The sequence below is a fragment of the Algoriphagus resistens genome, from assembly GCF_001442615.1.
GTDB lineage: Bacteria > Bacteroidota > Bacteroidia > Cytophagales > Cyclobacteriaceae > Algoriphagus > Algoriphagus resistens.
Genome location: NZ_LMXN01000002.1, coordinates 423,884 through 444,567, shown reverse-complemented (window position 1 = coordinate 444,567; position 20,684 = coordinate 423,884). Strand labels below are relative to the sequence as shown.

Annotated in this window: 13 protein-coding genes; 7 read left to right on the top strand and 6 right to left on the bottom strand. The window is 42.5% G+C overall.

Annotated features, from left to right (window positions below; all coding sequences use genetic code 11):
• The first annotated feature begins 70 nt into the window (after positions 1-70).
• From AS141_RS05180 to AS141_RS05170, 3 genes are all read left to right on the top strand, one after another.
• The gene (locus AS141_RS05180; protein WP_057936557.1) at positions 71-2,149 is read left to right on the top strand and encodes a S9 family peptidase; all 2,079 of its coding nucleotides are present in this window, start codon (positions 71-73) and stop codon (positions 2,147-2,149) included.
• 410 nt (positions 2,150-2,559) lie between these two features.
• Complete coding sequence (locus AS141_RS05175) at positions 2,560-4,470, top strand: polysaccharide biosynthesis protein (RefSeq protein ID WP_057936556.1); 1,911 nt, start codon at positions 2,560-2,562, stop codon at positions 4,468-4,470.
• Positions 4,471-4,632: 162 nt separating this feature from the next.
• On the top strand, positions 4,633-6,210 hold the full coding sequence (locus tag AS141_RS05170) for an NAD(P)/FAD-dependent oxidoreductase (RefSeq protein WP_057936555.1): 1,578 nt from the start codon (positions 4,633-4,635) through the stop codon (positions 6,208-6,210).
• 174 nt (positions 6,211-6,384) lie between these two features.
• Here the strand turns inward: AS141_RS05170 and AS141_RS05165 are convergent, their stop codons facing one another.
• The 4 genes from AS141_RS05165 to AS141_RS05150 form a co-directional block, all read right to left on the bottom strand.
• A complete protein-coding gene (locus tag AS141_RS05165; RefSeq protein ID WP_057936554.1) occupies positions 6,385-6,819 on the bottom strand; it encodes a hypothetical protein in 435 nt (144 codons plus the stop codon).
• Positions 6,820-6,884: 65 nt separating this feature from the next.
• On the bottom strand, positions 6,885-8,066 hold the full coding sequence (locus tag AS141_RS05160; RefSeq protein WP_057936553.1) for a class I SAM-dependent rRNA methyltransferase: 1,182 nt from the start codon (positions 8,064-8,066) through the stop codon (positions 6,885-6,887).
• Positions 8,053-9,450, bottom strand: a complete 1,398-nt coding sequence (locus tag AS141_RS05155; RefSeq protein WP_057936552.1) for a sodium:solute symporter family protein — start codon at positions 9,448-9,450, stop codon at positions 8,053-8,055. Before AS141_RS05155 ends, AS141_RS05160 begins: the two co-directional genes overlap by 14 nt.
• Positions 9,451-9,460: 10 nt before the next feature.
• Complete coding sequence (locus AS141_RS05150) at positions 9,461-11,080, bottom strand: ABC-F family ATP-binding cassette domain-containing protein (protein ID WP_057936551.1); 1,620 nt, start codon at positions 11,078-11,080, stop codon at positions 9,461-9,463.
• Positions 11,081-11,242: 162 nt separating this feature from the next.
• On the opposite strand from AS141_RS05150, the gene AS141_RS05145 reads away from it, so the two are divergent.
• A complete protein-coding gene (locus AS141_RS05145; RefSeq protein WP_057936550.1) occupies positions 11,243-14,344 on the top strand; it encodes a PKD domain-containing protein in 3,102 nt (1,033 codons plus the stop codon).
• A gap of 112 nt (positions 14,345-14,456) precedes the next feature.
• On the opposite strand, the gene AS141_RS05140 is transcribed toward AS141_RS05145, so the two are convergent.
• Together AS141_RS05140 and AS141_RS05135 are read right to left on the bottom strand one after the other, a co-directional pair.
• Entirely contained in the window at positions 14,457-15,050 is a 594-nt protein-coding gene (locus AS141_RS05140) for an RNA polymerase sigma factor (RefSeq protein WP_057936549.1), read from the bottom strand.
• A gap of 244 nt (positions 15,051-15,294) precedes the next feature.
• Positions 15,295-15,864 carry a helix-turn-helix domain-containing protein gene (locus AS141_RS05135; RefSeq protein WP_232424824.1) on the bottom strand — a complete coding sequence of 190 codons (570 nt, stop codon included), beginning with the start codon at positions 15,862-15,864 and terminating at the stop codon, positions 15,295-15,297.
• Between the two features lie 369 nt (positions 15,865-16,233).
• On the opposite strand from AS141_RS05135, the gene AS141_RS05130 reads away from it, so the two are divergent.
• The 3 genes from AS141_RS05130 to AS141_RS05120 are packed head-to-tail and all read left to right on the top strand — an operon-like array spanning position 16,234 to position 20,571.
• The gene (locus AS141_RS05130) at positions 16,234-16,917 is read left to right on the top strand and encodes a response regulator transcription factor (RefSeq protein ID WP_057936548.1); all 684 of its coding nucleotides are present in this window, start codon (positions 16,234-16,236) and stop codon (positions 16,915-16,917) included.
• Positions 16,914-18,167, top strand: coding sequence for a sensor histidine kinase (locus tag AS141_RS05125; protein WP_057936547.1), 1,254 nt, complete (start codon positions 16,914-16,916; stop codon positions 18,165-18,167). The genes AS141_RS05130 and AS141_RS05125 overlap by 4 nt, the downstream gene beginning before the upstream one ends.
• Positions 18,168-18,225: 58 nt before the next feature.
• On the top strand, positions 18,226-20,571 hold the full coding sequence (locus AS141_RS05120) for a TonB-dependent receptor domain-containing protein (protein WP_232424823.1): 2,346 nt from the start codon (positions 18,226-18,228) through the stop codon (positions 20,569-20,571).
• Positions 20,572-20,684: the final 113 nt, after the last annotated feature.

Below are 20,684 nucleotides of genomic sequence, written 5' to 3'. Positions count from 1 at the left end.
TATTAATGTCTGTTTTTTACCGCTAAAAATAGTATCATCGCAACTGGAATAAAATTAACCCGAATAGAATATGAAGAATAAATTCTTCCTCACAGTGGCAGCGGCTTTGGCCACTACGATCACTGTATCTCAGGCTCAGGATAAGCTCAAAAACATGCCTGGCTATGAGCAATACCAAAAAATAGCCCCCCAACTCAGATCCGCGGTAAAACCTGGCAGCCTAAATGTGACCTGGACCAAGGACGGTAAATCCTTTGAATATGCTGAGGATGGCATGCTCCAATCTTTTTCTGTCAAGACCAAGAAGGTTACTCAATTGGGAGACGCACCTGTGGCAGAAAGAAGATCTTGGAACCGTCCTGCAAGAGGCCGTCAGTTTGATTCTGCAGAGTCTCCTGATGGGAAATACAACGCCTTCACCAAGGATAGAAACATGTACCTCAGCAATATTGATGGCAGCAATGTAATTCCTATCACTACGGACGGCAATGAAGAAAATCAAGTAAAATACGGTATTGCCACCTGGGTTTATGGGGAGGAATTGGGACAAAACACTGCTATGTGGTGGTCTCCGGATGGTAGCAAAATCGCTTTCTACAGATTTGTAGAAAAGGACGTGAAGAAATATTATGTGCTTCTGGATCAACTGAGTTTGTATGATTCTCTTGAAATAGAAGCCTATCCCAAGGTAGGAGAGCCAAATCTGCCTGTAGACCTCATGGTTTATGATATTGCTACCAAAGAGATGACTGAACTGGACATCAGAGATGGTAAGCCTTACAATGACGGTGATCTGGGTACTTATATTTATGATATTTCCTGGACTCCTGATGGCAAGGAATTGCTTTTCCACAGCACCAACAGGCGTCAGAATATACTGGAACTCCGTGCCGCAGATCCCGAAACAGGAAAAAGCAGAACTGTGATCCGCGAAGAATGGCTTCCAAGTTTCGTAGAGAATTCTCCTGAGATGGAAGTGTTAGCCGATGGAGAGCACTTCATCTGGGCATCAGAAAGATCCGGTTTCAACAATTACTACCTGTATAATTTTGACGGAACATTAGTGAATGCGCTTACTTCACACCCTTTTGAAGTATCAGCTATTGTAAAAGTAGATGAGGACAAGAAGTTGCTTTACTATATGGCCAGGAGCGGAGAAAACCACATGCTGATGCAGCTTCACCGTGTACGATTTGACGGGTCGAAAGATACGAGATTGACAGATCCCGCTTACAATCACACAGTGACTATTTCTCCTGATGGTAACTACTTTGTGGATGTTGCGCAAACCCATGATGTGGCACCTTTTACGAATCTAGTGGATTCCAAAGGGAAAACAGTAGCAGAACTCGCTAAAAGCGATATGGGAAAGTTTGAGGAACTGGGCTTGAAAAAAGTGGAAGTATTCACTTTTACTTCCAAGGACGGCGAGACTGAATTGCACGGCATGATCCATTTTCCTTCTCATTTCGATCCAAACAAAAAATATCCGGTCATTCTAAGCAACTATGGTGGCCCGGCTACAAATGCTTTCCGTGAAGTATTCACCTTACCGGATCCATTGACCGAATATGGTTTTTTGGTGTTGAATATCGATGGTAGAAATGTAAGAGGACGGGGAAAAAAATTGCTTGATCAGTTGTACGGAAATTTGGGTCTGGTGGAAATGGATGATTTTGCCGAAGGGATTAAATCTCTTCATGACCGTCCGTATTTCGATAAAGACAGAGTGGGGGTTTACGGAACTTCTTATGGGGGTACTACTGCGGCTTCCATGTTGCTAAGATTTCCTGAGCTGGTACATGCGGCAGTCGCCAATTCATCTGTGACCGATTGGAGATTGTATGACAATATTTACACCGAGCGCTTTATGGGCACGCTGGATGCCAACGAAGAAGGTTACAATAGATTTAGCTTGATGAATAAGGCTGATCAGCTTCAGGGTGAATTGTTGATCTTCTTCGGTACTGCCGACAACAATGTGCACCCGTCCAATTCTTTGCAATTGATCAAGGCATTTCAGGATGCAGGAAAAAGCATAGAAGTACAAATTGCTCCGGATGGTGGACACACTGCTTTGAACAGAGACAGAATGATGGAATTTTTTATCAAGCATTTGGTCACCGATTATAAAAAGGTAGTCCGTTAACTACAAATTTGTCAAGCGAAAATCACCACCTGCAGATCTGATGTTTCCTCTAGCTGTTCACTAGTCGGGCATATCATCAGTCTGTAGGTGGTTTTTTGATTTGCATCTTTTCGTCAAAATAGTGATACCTTTCGGAAGAAATTCCAAGCTTGGGGATGCTGCATTTATCAGCATTAACGTAAGCGTATAAAAGTTTCAGGCTAAATAAGCTGGAAGTGCCGCTATAAAACGGGGATTGATGCTTTAGTAAACATTATTTGTCATTTGAAAACTTGTAAAACGCTAAATAGCATTTAATAATAAGTTAGGAATTTAGGGATAAACTAAGAAAAGTGGTTATTTTGCATTATAAAATGAGTTGGTTCAGTCAGTGCGTTTATTAAACTTATCTATTTGAATAAATTTATACTATGAATTTTTTAACGCGGTTGAAAATCCTTCCTAGATGGATTATTGCCACTTTGGATTCTTTGATATTATTCCATTGTGCCTTATTTGGCTATCTGGTGCGCTTCAATTTCGAATTGGTCTTAATTGAGCAAAATGATGCCCTGGCGGGGAGCTTTATCTTTATGGTGGGTGGTTTGCTTGTAATGCAGAATACCCGCAGCTATGAAGGGATTGTTCGTCATACAGGCTTCAGAGACGGATCAAATATTTTCAAAATGGTCCTGATTAACTTCGTTCTTTTTCTATTCCTAAATTTCTTTCACGGCAACTTCCTCAACGATAGATTTCTACTTCCTACATCTGTTTTAATCATCGCAAGCCTTTCCTCTCTGTTTATGTTGATTTTTTATCGGCTATTGGTGAAAGAACTTTTTGTTTACCTGAAGAATGGGATTTTAGTAAAAGAAATGAAGCATGGGGTTATTTTCGGCGCGGGTGAGGCTGGGATTATAGCTCAAGAAGCTATAAAAAGAGACAGTAAAATACTTTTTAATACAGTGGCATTTTTGGATGACGACCCGAAAAAAGAAGGGAAAAATATAGATGGTAAAAGAATTTACAAGGGATTGGGTGATCTGGAGAAATTAGCAAAGCAGTTTGGGATTACCGAATTGATAATAGCTGTCCGAGATCTTTCAGTGCCGCGAAAAAATGAAATCATTGATGAATGTCTTCGATTAAAAATCTCTGTATCCATCGTTCCTCCGGTAGACCAATGGATCAACGGTGGACTGACTGCTGGGGCAATTCGTGAAGTGAAAATCGAGGACTTGCTAAGTCGGGAGCAAATTATACTGGATAATCCTAGGATCCATCAGGACTTGCAGGATAAAGTAATTCTAGTGACAGGAGCTGCTGGATCTATTGGTTCAGAGCTTTGCAGGCAAATTAGCCATTATGAGCCGAAGCTACTTATTCTATTTGACATCGCCGAATCGGCATTATATGATGTAGAGCAGGAATTTAAAGAAAACCATGCCAACTGCCCGATCAAGATAATTCTTGGAGATGTGAGAAATAAAAAGAAGGTAAAGGAAGTTTTTAAAGCTTTTAAACCTCAGGTGGTATTTCACGCAGCAGCATATAAACACGTGCCTATGATGGAAAATTACCCTGAAGAGGCAGTCCAATCTAACGTGTTGGGTACCAAAATTCTTGCGGATATAGCTGTCTTAGCAAAGGTTGACAAATTTGTTTTTGTATCAACAGATAAGGCAGTCAATCCTACAAATGTGATGGGGGCGAGTAAAAGAGCAGCAGAAATGTATGTGCAGGCTTTAAATGAATACCTCGAAAGAAATCATAAAAGCTACCATACCAAGTTTATCACCACCCGTTTTGGAAATGTATTAGGGTCGAATGGATCTGTGATACCCTTGTTTAAAAAACAGATTTTACATGGGGGACCAATTACCGTGACCCACCCGGAAATCACCCGGTATTTCATGACTATTCCGGAAGCCTGCCAATTGGTACTCGAAGCAGGCATTATGGGAGAGGGCGGAGAGATTTATATCTTTGACATGGGAGAACCAATAAAAATCCTTGATTTGGCAAACAAAATGATACAGCTTTCGGGCAAAAAAATCGATGAGGATATTAAAGTGGTTTTCTCGGGACTGAGGGAAGGAGAGAAGCTTTATGAAGAGCTCTTAAATGATTTTGAAACAGTTAAGATAACACATCATCCTAAAATTAAAATTGCCCAGGTACTTCCTTCTTCTTATCATAAAATAGATGGTCAAATAGAACTTTTTATGGAGCTGGTAAACAAGAATTCAGAAAATGAACTGGTCTCACATCTAAAAGTCATTGTACCGGAATTCATTTCCAATTCCTCAAGATTTGAAGTGCTGGATAGGCTAAATTGAAGAAGATAGTTTGATTTTGAAAATTAAAAACTCCGGTATGAATCCGGAGTTTTTTTACTTACGCCGCCTTTGATTCTGAGGTCCAAGCGCTTTATTCTGGTATTTTACTTCTTTAAAAACAGCTACCTTTGTTCACCCTTTTAAGGATAAAAACCTTACACTATGAAGAAAGAATTCAATTTACAGTTGACTCCTCAAGAAGCTTATGACCCTGCTCTTTTTCAGGAAGTAGTACTTAAAAAAGCTGGCCTTCCAGCAGATTCAGGAGATGCTGTTGCAAGGCAGGTAAAACGTTCAATCGACGCAAGAGGAAGAAATGTAAAGGTGAACGTACAGGCTGAGCTTTTTGTAAAAGAAAAACCTCCTGCACTTCTGGAGCATCATCGGGAATATAGGAATGTGTCTGATGAAGACCCGGTTGTTATTGTAGGGGCAGGACCCGCCGGGCTGTTTGCGGCACTTCGCGCGATAGAGCTTGGAGTGAAGCCGATTGTGATAGAGCGGGGTAAGGACGTCAGATCCCGTCGCAGGGATCTTGCTTCCATCAATAAAGAGCATTTGGTCAATCCTGATTCAAATTATTGTTTTGGTGAAGGCGGAGCTGGTACTTATTCAGATGGGAAATTATATACCAGATCCAAAAAGCGCGGAGACATCAGAAGGATCATGGAGATACTTGTAGCACATGGTGCTACGGAAGAAATTCTGGTAGATGCACATCCCCATATCGGCACCAACAAGCTTCCAAAACTTGTAGAAGACCTCCGGGAAAGTATCAGACAATTTGGTGGGGAAGTTTTATTTGATACCCGCGTTGTAGATTTTATTTTGGATGGAGATGAAATGAAAGGGGTAATCACCCAGCATGGAGACCGAATCCCAGGAATAGGGGTAATACTCGCCACAGGCCATTCGGCACGGGATATTTTTCATTTACTTCACAGTAAACAAATAACCCTTGAAGCGAAGCCATTTGCACTGGGAGTAAGAATAGAGCACAGTCAAAATCTTATAGATAGCATTCAATACCATTGTGGGCTGGATCGGGGACCTTATCTTCCTGCTTCAGCGTATTCACTGGTTCACCAGACGGAGTTCAGGAAAAAGCAGCGAGGGGTTTTTAGTTTTTGCATGTGTCCCGGTGGCTTTATTGTGCCGGCAGCCACTGCTCCGGGAGAGTTGGTAGTGAATGGAATGAGTCCGAGCCGCCGGGATGGCAAGTTTGCCAATGCTGGAATAGTGGCATCGGTAGAATTGGAAGACTTGCCGGAATATCAAAAATTTGGTCCGCTGGCAGCCATGGAGTTTCAGGCGGATATCGAGAAAAAGGCCTGGATGGCAGGAGGTAAGACCCAGGTAGCTCCGGCACAGCGTATGGTTGATTTTGTACAGAAAAAAGTGAGTTCTAGTTTGCTTGATACCTCCTATCAGCCGGGCCTGAATTCAGTGGAAATGAGGGATGTATTACCGGATTTTATTTCAGAGCGTCTTACAGTGGCATTCAAGGCTTTTGGCCAAAAGATGAAGGGCTATTACACCAATGATTCCCAGTTGATCGGGCTTGAAAGCAGAACTTCCTCACCTGTACGTATTCCCCGTGACCGAGAGTCTTTTGAGCATATTCAGATCAAGCGTCTTTATCCATGCGGTGAAGGGGCAGGCTACGCGGGGGGAATAGTTTCCGCAGCAATGGACGGGGAGAGGTGCGCAGAGCGATTGATAGAAGCTTATGTGAAGTGATTTTCATAGCTACACTTCGCTAAATCCCTTATGATTAGGGTGAGGGACAGCAAATTCCCGGGATAGTAAACTGCGATTACAAATCCCGGTCAGCAGAATGACAGTTTTTTCGAATCAGGCCTGAAAAGCCATACTATCTAAGCGATGGGCTCCACCCATCGCTGTTCAATAAGCCTATCCTATCCACGCAGCCCATGGAATTCTGGAGAGAATCAATACCAATCCAATTGCATACATCATATAGATACTTCTAAACCTTGCTCGGGATGCTCCTGTTTTTTTTGCCCGTATGTAACCGATACTGATCAACACAATTGCGATAATATTGATCAGGGGATGCTCAAGTGCGATCAGTCTGGCAGCCGGATCAGACATTGCAGTTCCTGATTTTAGCATTTCCAGACCCAACGGACTCAGGAAATAAAGAATCAGACCTACCAATAATTGGATGTGGGAGAGAACAAATGCAATCAATCCGATTTTTCGGTCTTTCTCCCTGAATTCCCGATTGGAAAGAGAACCGATCAGCATGTAAATAATTACTACAATCAAGGCAAATAATGCCAAGTAAGCGATTCCTGAATGAAGGTGTTGTATTCCTGTGTACATGATGTGTTTTTATTAGTAAACGAAAATAGGTCAAAAGACGCTAACTAGTAACTATTCTCACGAATTTACTCCACAAATAAGACTAATCCTTTGAGGTATTCAGTCTCCGGATGGAAAATATTAATGGGGTGATCGGCCGGTTGGGTGAGCTGGTGTAGGATTTTAACTTTTCTTCCGCATTCCAGCGCTGCGGCGGTTATGGTGTTGCGGAATAGTGCTTTGTCAACCACCTGACTACAGGAGAAGGTAAAGAGAATTCCTCCTGGTTTGATTTTCTTGAACGCCTCTGCATTTAGTCGCTTGTAAGCCTGCACGGCATTATGCCTAGCTTTCAGGTTTTTGGCAAAGGCAGGAGGGTCCAATACAATAACATCGTAATCATCGCCGATCTCACGGATGTACTTGACCACATCGGCTACTTTGGATTCATGCTTACCTTTGATCTCAGGATTGAGCCCTACATTTTCTTCCGTAAGCTCTATTGCTTTTGGGGAAATATCCACAGAATGCACTTCTGCCGCTCCTTCTTTCAGCGCCAGCACTGAAAATCCCCCTGAATAACAAAAGGTGTTCAATACCTTTTTGCCTTTGGAGTAGGAGGCAAGAAGTTTTCTGCTTTCCCGCTGGTCGATAAAGAAACCTGTCTTTTGGCCTTTCTCCCAATCTATTTTATACGTCGCGCCATACTCCTGGACAAGATCAGTTTTCGGCTGTCCGAGTACCCATTCATTGGAAGAAATGCCAAGGTTCTTTGGTAGAGTTTCCGCACTTTTATCGTAAACACCTGAAACTTGCTCTCCATAAGCATTCTTTATCGCCTGTGCAATTTCCTTTAGATGTGCATGAATCCCGATTTGGTGTGCCTGGATCACAGCCGTGCCCTTATAAAAGTCCACGATCAACCCGGGTAGTAAGTCTCCTTCCCCATGTACCAGACGGTACACGTTAGTTTCCTGACTATCAGTCAACCCAAGGCTTTTCCTTAACGTAAGCGCGGAGGAAATTTTATCATTCCAAAACCCCTGATCTATGTCCCGCTCTTCGAAGGAAATGATCCGGACCATGATTGAACCTTCTGTATAATATCCAATCCCCAAAAACTCATCTTTGGAAGAGATTACGGCAGCCAGTTGCCCATTCTTCAGGTTGGGATCTTTTTGGAAAATAGCTCCCGAAAATACCCAGTGGTGTTTTCGTTTCAGCGAGATTTCTTTACCGTGCTTAAGTATGATTTTAGGATAATGCATAGGTGGTCTGGGGTTTGTTTGGGAAAAGCAGGCTACCTGCAAACATGGCAAGTGCACTAGCAAGTAATCCATAAAGGTGAGAAGATATTTCCGGTTCAAGCTTGTCCACAACCAAATAGACAAGCATGCCGGTGACCATGGATAAGACCGCGCCGGCTTTGGAAGATTTGTCCCAATATAATCCAGTAGTCAATGGTATGAAAAGCGAGACCAATAACAAGATAGATGCTCCCGACACCAGTTCATATATATTAGAGTCCTGTAAAGCCATCATCACAGAGACTACTGCCACGACGAGCACATTGATCCGTAAGATCCAGAGCAGGTGACGGTCTTTAAGTTTTTCCTTGAAGAATGGCTTCATCAGATTTTCCGAAATCAAAGCTGCCGGGGCCAGGACTCCGGAACTGGCTGTACTCATGATGGCCGAGATCAAAGCTCCAAAAAAGATGATCTGCACAGGCAAGCCCCCGTGGGCAAGCACCATGGAAGGCAAAAGCATCTGTTTGTTTTCTAAGTATAGCTCAGGGTAGAGCGCCTTTGCGCCAAGTGCGATAAATAAGGGTAGCAGTCCGAAGGTAAGATAAAAACCTCCCGCAAGATAAGTGGACTGAACAGCCACCTTTTCTGACTTGGAGGACATCACTCGCTGGTAAATATCCTGGCTTGGAATGCTTCCCAAACCAAGAATCACCCAAGCCCCGAAGTAATTGATCCAGGAATTCAGGCCCGGGCCTGGAAAGAACTGGAAGCTTTCGGTAGGAGCTGAATCCAAAATAACGCCTACCCCGCCAGCTTCTTTGCCCACAACTACCGCTACCACGACCAGCCCGAAAACAATCAGTAAAGTCTGTATAAAATCAGTAATGGAAATGGCCCACATTCCTCCCAGAAAGGTATAAATCACGACTATTCCTGCAGAAAGGAAAATTCCTTCCGCCATGCTCAAGCCCGTCACAGTGCCCAGGATAAGACTGAGTGCCACCAGTTGGGCGGCCACATAGCCGAAGAATACAGGAACCATAAAAACTGTAGAGAGGAATTCTACCTGCTTGCCATAAATCTTTTTGAACACATCTCCTATGGTCAATACGCCCATGCGGTACATAGGCCGGAGATAGAACATCCCAAAAAGCACCAGGCAAAGCGCTCCTCCGAAAGGATCTTCGATCACTCCCTGCAATCCCTCTTCCAGATAAACAGACGATGCTCCAAAAATAGTCTCTGAACCAAACCAGGTGGCAAAGAGGGCAGAAGCGGAAAGAAATAAAGGGAGCGAACGACCTGCCAAAACAAAGTCATTCGATCCCTTTACGAATTTTGAAGCCCAGGCTCCGATGAGGATGGTGAGCGCCAGATAAATTATGATTGCAGTGAGTAGCAACTAAGCCAGGTTAGGTGGTTGCGTACATTTTTTCTCTCAGTGCCTTGATTTCCTCGCTTTCCAGGTAATCATCGTACGGCATTCTTCTGTCTATTGTTCCATTTGGAGTGAATTCCACGATTCTGTTTGCGGAGGACTGTACAAATGCATGATCATAGGATGTCATCAAAACCGTGCCTGTGTAGTCAATGATGGCATTGTTAAAGGCTGTAATGGATTCCAGATCCAGGTGGTTAGTAGGTTCATCCATTACCAGCAGGTTGGGATTCTGAAGCATCATCTTGGAAATCATGCAGCGGACTTTTTCCCCACCGGAAAGCACCGAACATTTTTTAAGAGATTCCTCCCCGGTGAAAAGCATCCTTCCCAAGAAGGTTCTTACATAAGCCTCTTCTTGATTGCCGGAAAACTGTCTCAACCAATCTATAAGAGAAAGGTCTGACTTAAAATATTCCGAGTTGTCGTTTGGTAAATAAGCCTTGTTGATTGTGACTCCCCATTTAAAGCTTCCTTTGGATGCAGGGGTTTCCTCCATGATTACCTGGAAAAATTTATTGACTGCCTGCTTGGTCTTAGAGATAAAGGCAATTTTGTCGCCCTTGTCCACCATCAGGTTTACATCGGTGAAGTAAGTCACCCCATCGGCTTTCAATTCCAGATTTTCAGTCATAAAAATCTGGTCGCCGGCTTCTCTTTCAGGTTTGAATAGGATACCTGGATATTTCCTCATCGATGGCTCGATCTCATCGATATTCAGCTTCTCGATCATCTTCTTACGTGCTGTAGCCTGCTTAGACTTGGCCACGTTTGCGGAGAATCGGTCGATAAATGCCTGCAATTCCTTTTTCTTATCCTCTGCTTTCTTGTTGGAGTCTGATCTTTGCTTCAGCGCCAGTTGGGAAGATTCATACCAGAAGGTATAGTTACCGGAGTAGATTTTGATTTTTCCAAAATCGATATCCACAATATGGGTGGAAACTGAATCCAGAAAGTGCCTATCGTGGGATACCACGATCACGAGGTTTTTGAAATCTAATAGGAAATTCTCCAACCATTCAATAGTCGCCGCATCCAAATCGTTGGTAGGCTCATCAAGAATTAGGATATCAGGATTTCCGAAAAGTGCCTGTGCCAACAAAACCCTTACTTTTTGATTTCCAGCAAGGTCCTTCATTTGCATGTAATGCAAATCTTCCGTGATTCCCAACCCCGAAAGTAATGCAGCTGCATCCGACTCAGCATTCCAGCCGTCCATCTCAGCAAAGTCTGCTTCTAACTGGGAGGCCCTCAAACCGTCTTCTTCAGAAAAATCCTCCTTCATGTAAATGGCGTCCTTTTCCTCCATAATGGCATAAAGCGTCTTGTGGCCCATCAGGACAGTTTTCAAAACCTCAACGTCATCAAAACCAAAGTGGTTTTGGCTCAATACCGCCATTCGCTGACCGGGAGTGATGCTGATTCCACCACTGGTACTCTCCATTTCACCCGATAAAATTTTCAAAAAAGTTGACTTTCCGGCGCCATTGGCCCCGATCACACCATAGCAGTTGCCGGGGTTGAACTTCAGGGAAACTTCGTCGAAAAGTGTTCGTTTGCCAAATTTTAATGACAAGTTATCTACAGATATCATAATAGGGATTTTCTTCTTTTTTGAGGCGCAAAGATAGGGATTATATATGTGAAGACTAAGTGAATCCCCAGCTTTTGGAATTTGGGATGTATCCTTCGGGTTAAATAGGATTATTTTTTAGGAGTTAACTATATTGAGGGGTGGACGTGTTCCTGATCTTAGATGGAAAAATTTTACCGTATAATTTGCTTGGTGCTACTGCTGCATTTTTTTGCGCTGGCTTCTTATGGTCAGATATCCACGGTGGGAAAAGCGTTTTGGGTGGGGTTTATGGAGAACAACCGTATTGTTCCCGGTGCTGAGGATAGAGCTGTTCTGGAGATCACAGCCATTGAAGATTCCGAAATTACCATTGAGTATCTGGGTATCAGCAGAACACAATCCCTGGGCAATGGGGAAAGGTTTAGCTTGGCTATTGATTCACGGGACATCGACATTTTTCACAGGTTTTCGGGCCGGACAGAAAATAAGGGGATATACATCAGTTCTACTGGCGACCTCTCGGTTTATGCATTTAATGAACGGATTCGAAGCGCAGATGGTACGGTTGTTTTGCCTCTGGGAGCACTGGGAAAAGATTACCTGATTACCTCTCATTTTGAAAGACTCACCCATCCCGTAGAATATGACGGGAATGTGGATAATGAAAGTACCATGTTGATCATTGCCACAGAGGACGACACGGAGGTGGAAATAAGCAAAAGCAATGGATCGGCGCCCTTTACTATAGAATTGGATCGTGGTCAAAGCTATCAGATCAAAGAAAGATTTGACCTTACCGGATCCCGGGCCAGGGTGATTGGAGATGATGCAAATTCCTGCAAGAAAATAGCTGTCTTCGGCGGGAATAAGTGGACTTCAGTGGGCAACTGCGGTTCTGCAAACGACAATCTCTTTCAACAGGCTTATCCACTGACTACCTGGGGAAAATCATTTATCCATGTTGGGCTGAAAGGAAGGTCATCCGGCGAGTTAGTAAAGGTAGTGGCATCTGAAGACAACACCGAGGTCTTTGTAAATGGTACGCATCGTGGCTCAATAAATGCAGCCAAGTTTCTGTCATTGGATTTTGGAGCAGATGAGACAGTGTCCATCACTACTTCTAAGCCGTCTTCAGTTACGGTTTTCTCGAAAAGCCAGGAGTGTAATCTGCCCGACGATCCAAATTACGGACAGGGTGATCCTTTTATGATCACCTACAGTCCCAACGAACAATTGCTGAAAGAAGTGGAATTTTCGGCACTATCAATTACCTCCATTGAGGTAAATTATGTGAACATTATAGTTCCTGCGGGTTCGCAGGCCAACACCGTTTTGGACGGACAGGACATAGGGGCCTCTTTTTCACCTGTTCCCGGAAATCCGTCTTATTATTTTGCCCGTGTCAGTATTTCCAATGGTGTGCACCATTTGCAGAATCCTGATGGATTTATAGCATATGTGTATGGATTTGGATTTTTGGAATCCTATGGGTACGCAGTGGGAGCCGCCTTGGATAATTTGAATTTTGAAGTTGAAGTAAACTATGACTTTGAAGTGGTAGGTGAACGAACCGCTTGTCTAGATCAGGAAGGGATCTGGAGTATTATCCCTGAAAATAAGAATTTCACCTATTTTGTATGGAATTTTGGAGATGGTTCACCTATTCAGGAAGGCCAAGAGGTGAACCATATCTTTGATACCCCCGGATCATACGAGATCTCAGTCACCGCTTCGATCAGCCCCAATACCTGCGATCAACAGGAAGAAGAGACCTTCACAGTGGAGGTTTTAGAATCAGAAGCTGAACTGATTGGGGAGCAGTCAGTCTGTCCGGATGTAGAGGAATTACTATATAAATTGGAGTCTAAGGTAAATATCGGTTCAGTTACTTTCGAAGTGGAAGGAGGAATTATTGTTCAAGACTATGGAGATTCAGTTTTGGTCAATTGGGGATCAGCAACTACTAATGCCAGAATTAGCGCTAACCCTAGTAGTTCAAATGGCTGCTTGCTTGAGCCTATTACACTGGATATAGAGATAAATAGTAAACTGCAGGCGGATGATCCTATTGGGAATTTGGAAGTCTGCTTTGATCCGCTTGTTACCCATTTTTATTCGGTCCCCAATCCTTTGAAAGGTAGAGGATACGAGTGGATGATAAGTGGGGGTGAAATTGTCTCCGGAAAAGATCAAAATACGGTGGAAGTCAGATGGGATATACCTGGGGTAACCGGAATGCTTAGCTACATGAACTATAGCTTAGTTGATCAATCCTGTGTGGGGAATTCTGATAAACTTGAGGTGGTGGTTGCAGAAGAATTTAAAGTTTCTGTTGAACGTATTGAGGATATAAAATGCTTTGGTGATGAAAGTGGCAGAATTCTCATTGACATTGAAGGAGGCTTTGCCCCCTTTGCTTTTAGCTGGTCTCATGATCCTGATCTGAATGCTCCATTGGCTGAAAATCTAACCAAAGGAAACTATTCAGTTACTGTGATTGATAGACTGGGGTGCGAAAGCGTGTTGGACAACCTGAAAATCACCGAGCCTGCCCCCCTTGAACTGATCTCTCTCTCAGTCTCTGATGCAAGCTGCTATGGAAAAAAGGACGGTATTTTGAATCTGTCCGTAGCTGGAGGCAATCCACCTTATTTGATTGAATTGGATGGAGAAAAGAAATTTTTAAGCCAGTTGAATTTAACTGGTTTAGCAACAGGTAATTATGGGCTCTCTGTGGTTGACACACAAGGCTGTTCTATTCCACTTTCGTTCGAAATCAATTCTCCTGCGGCCTTACAGGTAGATGTGAGACTGACAAAGCCTGTTTGTCCGGGCGGAAGTAACGGAGAATTGTTTGCGTTTCCTGCGGGAGGTAAGGCCCCATATAGTTATTATTGGGATGAACAGAATGTTTCAACCAATATCCTTACGGGTTTATCAAAAGGGGTATACACTGTCTCGGTATTAGATGCTCTGGGTTGTGTAAGTTTAGGAGCAGGAGTGGTGTCAGAGAAGGCACCTGAAGTACGGATGCCTACAGGTTACAATCCAAAAGATGGAGACGTTTTTCGAGGAGTTTCCAATTGTGATTTCAATTTTCGCCTTTGGATTTATAATCGGTGGGGACAATTGGTTTATTCCGGAACGGAAGGTTGGGATGGTTTGGTGAACGAGATGAACGCCACCCAGGGAACCTACAGCTTTCTTATGAAGTATTCCTTTGTGATGGATGGGGAAATGAAGGAAGTGGAAAAACGTGGGAGTTTTCTACTTGTACACTAAGACGCATTTACATCCTCATCTCTCCCTTATTTGTTCCTAAGGATTTCTATCAATCAGATTGGGATGCTAGGATGGTAAATTAAGTATTGATGTTGAATAACCCAATACAGTGTTACAGGAAAGAAAAATAAAGGATAAGCACAATTATCGCCTTTTTGAGGGCACTTATTGCTTTCCATGCCAGTGTATAGGTGGATCGAATTGTTATATCCAACATCTTGGCAGTGTCTTCGTAGCTCATTTTTTCAAAAAATAAATATTGGATTACCTCCTTTTGCCTCAATGGGAGTAATTTCATTGCACGCCCCATTTTTTGCGAAATTTCTTTTTCCCTCTGGGTCTTCACAAGTTCATCTTCTACAGACGCAACTGTGTTTTCCTGATCAGTCAGCCAGTGGAGGCTTGTTCTCTTGCTATTCTTTCCGAGCTCTTTCTGGATTCTGTTGGAAAGGGATTTAAATAGATATTGCTTGATTATTACATCGCTGCTAAGTGCAAATCTGTAATTCCAGAGATCTATGAAAACATCCTGGATCGCATCTTTTACTATGGTTTCGTCAGCATGTAGGCTCATGCCAAAACTAAATAGATCCTTGATATGGGAAGTGTAGATTCTTTCCAGGGCCGATTTATCACCCGCCCGTAGCTCATTCCACACCTGGTCTATTGCGGGTTCCGTATATGCAAGAGGGCTAAGAAATGACAACGCTGTTTCTGGGATTGTTAATAGAACGGCTAATTAACGAATTTTAATAAATGAAAAAAAATGAATATGGAATAAATGAAAACCTGATTAATTAAGGTTTCATGGGAATACATCTAAAAAAAAATCATCGTTGTTCCCGAGATCAGGCAAAAAAATACGCAACACCTCCTGTATACAAAGAATTATGTCCAGGTACTTTTCAATTGAAATGCAAAGTAAGGGATTAAGACTGTGGCCCGGATTACTAAATTTCATCCAATCTTAAGCGTTTAGGGTCTGTTTGTTTTTTAAATTCACTTGGAGTCAGGCCTGTTTCTTTTTTGAATTGCGAGGATAGGTAGGCAACACTGCTATACCCCAGTAAATCAGCGATTTCGGAAAGTGACTTTTCCTTGTAAAAAATGAGTTCTTTTACCCGTTCTATTTTCAGCCTGGTGATGTATTTTTCTATGGTAATCCCTTCTACCTGTGAGAACAGCTTGCTCAGGTAAGTGTATTCATGGTTCAGCCTTTCGGCAATAAAACTGGAATAGTTTTCCGATAGACGATCCGTTGAATGCTGAATCTGTTGCACAAGAATACTTTTGATCTGGGAAATCACCTGAGATTTGCCTTCCTCAAGGAGTTCAAAACCGAGTTCTTGCAGATGCTTGGCAAATTTCTGTTTTTGGATGGTGGATAGTTCTGAACACAAGTTCACTTTTCCAAGTGAGACTTCAGAATAGGCGATGTTGGTTTGCTTGAGCGTTTCTTTTACTGACTGTATGCAACGTGGGCAAACCATGTTTTTGATGTAATAGGTATAGTCGTTCACAGGGATAGGGCTTGTTAGTCCTTATAAAAGAATTAATCGTTCAAATTAGTTCTTGAAAAGCAGTTGAAATCGGGCATGTCTAAATCAACACGTACTGTATTACTATTTAGCAGGCGAGATTCTCCCTAATCAGGTTCAGAACAGGTTATCAAACCATTGAAAAATACAAAAAAGATGAAAGCTATCCTATACAAGTTTGGCAACGCAAAACGGCAGGTAGGATTCACCGGCGTACTTAGGATGATCTTATAATATGTAGGCTAAACTAATTTGTACCATCACTTCAGAATTCCTTCAAAAGAAAATCGTAGCTTTTCATCTGAATGCCTGTTTTATGAATTTACAGGAAAGCAACGTGAACTAGCAACGATGAAGATTCTATTGGTAGAGGATAATTTAGATCTTACTCAAAATATCATCAATTATCTGCTCAAAGAGGGGATCCGCTGTGAATCCGCACGTACACTTTTTGACGCCCAGGATAAATTGCTCAGCTATGGGTACGATTGCATTTTGCTTGACCTGATGCTCCCCGATGGAAGTGGCCTACAACTCTTGGATACCATCAAGACCCATAAAATTGATACCACTATTTTAATAATTTCAGCAAAAGATTCCTTAGATGATAAGTTGTCCGGGCTGGATCAGGGAGCAGATGATTACCTTCCCAAGCCTTTTCACTTATCAGAACTCCTGGCAAGGCTTAAAGCCATCTACAGGAGAACAAAAATGAATGGGTTTGATGAGATTACTTTCAATGAGCTTACCATCTCGAACTCCCAGCTCCAGGTTTTGGTCAACAATAAAATCCTGGACCTCACTAAAAAAGAGTATGACTTGCTCCTCTTTTTTTTGACAAACAAAGACCGGGTAGTGGGCAAACAAGCCATAGCGCACCACTTGTGGGGTGATTACACGGATGACTTGTCTAATTTTGATTTCGTATACCAGCATGTCAAAAACCTCCGGAAAAAAATATCCGCAGCAGGAGGGAGAGATTATATCGAGACAGTCTATGGCTTAGGATATAAATTTAATACCTCAGCGGCATGAAACTTATCACTATAATCAGTCTTTGGTTTCTGGGAATCACTCTTGCAGCGCTGTTCATAGGAACTGTGGTAATCTACAATAAGCTGGGGGCAGAAATTGATTTTGAGCTTGGAATGGAACTGGACCGACAGATAGAATCCTATGCTAACAGGATAGAAAAGGGAGCCCCGGCACATAAGCTTGCCTATGATCGGTTGGAGATCAAGCAGATCCCTATGGAATGGCCGGTGGAGGATATCTGGCTACGTGATACCCTGGCGTACCACGATCCAATGAACAGAAATGAGATACAGCTCAAGGCTAGCCGTTCATTCAAAATAGATGGTAAACATTACCGGATTTCTTATTATAATCTGGTGGTGGAAGCTGATGATATCACAGAGACGATTGTCACCACCATGTTGGTCGTATTCTTCGTGCAGTTAGTATTTATCGGGTTGTTTTTATGGATAATATCCAAGCGTATATTCCGTCCCTTTAATGACAGTCTGTCCAGCCTTCAGCAGTTTTCTTTTCAAAAAAACAAACCGTTGACATTTCCCAAAAATGGCATTTTTGAATTTGATAGACTGAATATGTTCCTGGAAAAAATGTCAAAAAAACTTCTCAAAGACTATCGGCAGATCAAAGAATTTTCAGAGAATCTTTCCCATGAGATCCAAACGCCATCTGCTGTGGTGAGGGGCAAATTGGAATTGTTGATGAACGAAGCTATTACCGAGCCTCAGGCTGTCCTTATCCAATCTGCATTCGACAGTAACGAGCGAATTCGTAGAATCGTTAAATCTCTCGCCATCTTAGCCAAGCTGGAAAACGAAGAATTTGAAACACCAAACCCATATGATTTTAGCGAAGGACTTAAGGCTATCTTAGAGAGTTTAGAGGAAGTTATTTTCATCCACGCGATCCAGTTGGAAAGGCATATCCAAGATGGGGTGATTTTAAATATCCACCCCTATGTTGCTGAAATACTTCTGCATAACCTAATAGGGAATGCGATCAAACATAATCAGGAGGGCGGGGAGATTTTTATTAACCTGGACAACCATAGGTTGGAGATAAAAAATACTGGAAAAACTCCCTCTTTTGATACTGCGGAGATGCTGGAAAGGTTCAAAAAAGAGGCTGATTATCCGGATTCTGTAGGACTGGGATTGGCTATTGTAAGCCAAATCTGTAAAAATTATGGCTTCAGTCTTAAGTATGAATTTGAGGAGTCGTTTCATGTAATCCGCATTCACTTCACTTAGCTGCTTCAAATTTGGTATAGAATGTATGGTTATACTTACATCAAAACCAACTTATAATATGATGCAGCCGCAACCTAAATTTATTCTGATCCTGGCACTTGTTTTTATCCCGCTCTTAGGATGGGGCCAAACATACTACGAGTTACATGGCACACTCACCGATCAGAACAGAGAGCAGGCACTTGGCTTTGTGCAAGTGGCACTTTTTGACTCGGAAACAGCTGTTGATCCAGTTGCCTTCACCGATACCGATGAGGAAGGGCAATTTATACTTGAGGCAGCAAAAGGCAATTATGTTCTAAAAGCATTTTTCATGGGGTATAAAGATCTGATTGTAAAAGATATATATATTGAGGAAAATACTTCGTTAGGGCAGCTAGCCATGGTCGCTGAGGCAGAAAATCTCGATGAGGTGGTTGTTCAAACCAGTAAGATGCCTGTCCGTGCAAGCCTGGAAGGTATTACTATTTCACCTGAAAACAACCTTGCAAATGCTGGCGGAACCTTGTTGGATGTTCTTAGGAACACACCGTCTATTTCAGTGTCTGAAGACGGGGCTATTTCACTCAGGGGAAGTAGTGGTACAAATATTCTGATCAATGGAAGAAATTCTTCATTGACCCAAAATCTAGATCAACTTCCTGCAAGTGCTGTGGAGGAGATTCGGGTCGTTAATAATCCAAATGCACGCTATGATGCAGCAGCTGAAGGAGGGGTAATAGACATCATATTAAAAAAAGGGCAAGATCTGGGCACCCATGGAGGATTGGAAGGTACGTACGGAACCCGAAGCAGAACTAATCTGGGTGGAAGGATCAACCATCGAACCCAAAAATTCAATGTGTTCGGAGGTTATAATTATCGAAATTGGAAAAGTATAGGGGAGCGAAGCTCGATCAGGGAAATATTCGATGATCAGGAAAAACTAGAGCAAAATACGAGTGGCTCGGAACGGGACAAAAGCCATAACCTTAACGTAGGAGCCGATTATTACTTTGGGGACAATGTCCTGAGCTATGAGGGAGTTTATCAGTATGGACACGAATACCAGACTAATACCCTTTACTCGGAACTTACAAGTCTGGCATCAGTTGATGCCGGGGAATCCTTTGATTATGTAAGGCGAAACAATGAAGATGAGATAGATGAGGGTTTGGATAATGCATTGATTTTTGAGCATAATTTTAAAGAAAAAGAACATGTGCTGCGGTTTACAGCCAGCCATTCCTATCGCAATCAATATAAGACGCAGAACATCGGGATTTTTGGAAATACACTCGATCCCCGTCCCGAAAATCTGACTGGTCAGGAGAAGGCTTTTACCGACGAGGTACGGAATATTACAGTGTTGCAGGGTGACTACATCAAACCTTGGGAGACGGGTAAGTTTGAAGCAGGATTGAAATCCAACATCCGGAAGTTTGATAATGATTACCGTTACCTGCGTTATGAGGAGACAAGTGGCTCATTCGTAGAAGATCCAACAGTAAGCAACCAATTCCTTTATCAGGACCAGATACATGCAGGTTATGCCATTTTTTCCTCCAAAAAGGAAAAATTTGAGTATGCTTTGGGACTTCGCGGGGAATATACCCATGTGGATACTTATTTGAAAAATACGGACGAAGAAAATGAGCAGCGTTATTTCAATCTTTTCCCAAGTGTACAGGGTATGTATAATCTAAATGAAAATCACGCACTGAAGGTTACTTATTCACGGAGGATCGATAGACCTACCGCATGGAGATTAAATCCATTTCCCGACATCACAGATTCATTGAATATCCGACGGGGTAATCCAAATCTGGAACCCGAAATGATCAATTCATTTGAGTTGGGACACCTGGCTAATTTTGATAAATCCAGCTTTACTACCAACCTGTTTTACCGTAAAGTAAACGGACAGCTTGACTTCATCACCATTGTAGAAGATGGTATCTCGTATTCCCAGCCCGCAAATTTACTTTCGTCGCAATCGTACGGTCTGGAGTTTATTGGGGTATCGGAAATCACTGATTGGTATTCAGTAAATGGCGGACTTACACTTTTCAGGATAGCCGTGGACGGCTCAAATATCGGAGAAGACTTCACGAATTCCGGATTCTCCTGGAATGCAAAGCTTACACAGGATTTCAAATTGCCACTTGGAATAAATCTTCAATTAGTGGGTAATTACGATTCACCGGAAATAGAGGCGCAGGGAAGGGATTTGGCCCGGTATTCCATGGATGCAAGTGTGCAAAAGTCTTTTATGAATGATAAAGCAAGTTTACTTCTAAGTTTAAGAGATGTGTTTAACACCGAGCGATTTGCCGGGGAAACGCTTACCAGTACGTTCTCGCAAAAGTTCAGGGCAAAGCGCGAGACTAGGATTCTGCTCTTGACTGCACGCTATAATTTTTGAAAAGTGGATGGATCTTACGCCGCGTAAATTACCATTTCTATGGGCTTAAATTAAGAATGAACCCACATCGTACTTTCAGTCCAGTTTTTTTTACCCAATTAAGGTAAATAAAC

Excerpts from the sequence above, each read along its gene's own strand:
- AS141_RS05165 (WP_057936554.1), bottom strand. The coding sequence starts at position 6,819 with ATGTACACAGGAATACAACACCTTCATTCAGGAATCGCTTACTTGGCA.
- AS141_RS05180 (WP_057936557.1), top strand. The coding sequence starts at position 71 with ATGAAGAATAAATTCTTCCTCACAGTGGCAGCGGCTTTGGCCACTACG.
- AS141_RS05145 (WP_057936550.1), top strand. The coding sequence starts at position 11,243 with ATGGAAAAATTTTACCGTATAATTTGCTTGGTGCTACTGCTGCATTTT.
- AS141_RS05170 (WP_057936555.1), top strand. The coding sequence starts at position 4,633 with ATGAAGAAAGAATTCAATTTACAGTTGACTCCTCAAGAAGCTTATGAC.
- AS141_RS05130 (WP_057936548.1), top strand. The coding sequence starts at position 16,234 with ATGAAGATTCTATTGGTAGAGGATAATTTAGATCTTACTCAAAATATC.
- AS141_RS05160 (WP_057936553.1), bottom strand. The coding sequence starts at position 8,066 with ATGCATTATCCTAAAATCATACTTAAGCACGGTAAAGAAATCTCGCTG.
- AS141_RS05175 (WP_057936556.1), top strand. The coding sequence starts at position 2,560 with ATGAATTTTTTAACGCGGTTGAAAATCCTTCCTAGATGGATTATTGCC.
- AS141_RS05150 (WP_057936551.1), bottom strand. The coding sequence starts at position 11,080 with ATGATATCTGTAGATAACTTGTCATTAAAATTTGGCAAACGAACACTT.
- AS141_RS05125 (WP_057936547.1), top strand. The coding sequence starts at position 16,914 with ATGAAACTTATCACTATAATCAGTCTTTGGTTTCTGGGAATCACTCTT.
- AS141_RS05120 (WP_232424823.1), top strand. The coding sequence starts at position 18,226 with ATGATGCAGCCGCAACCTAAATTTATTCTGATCCTGGCACTTGTTTTT.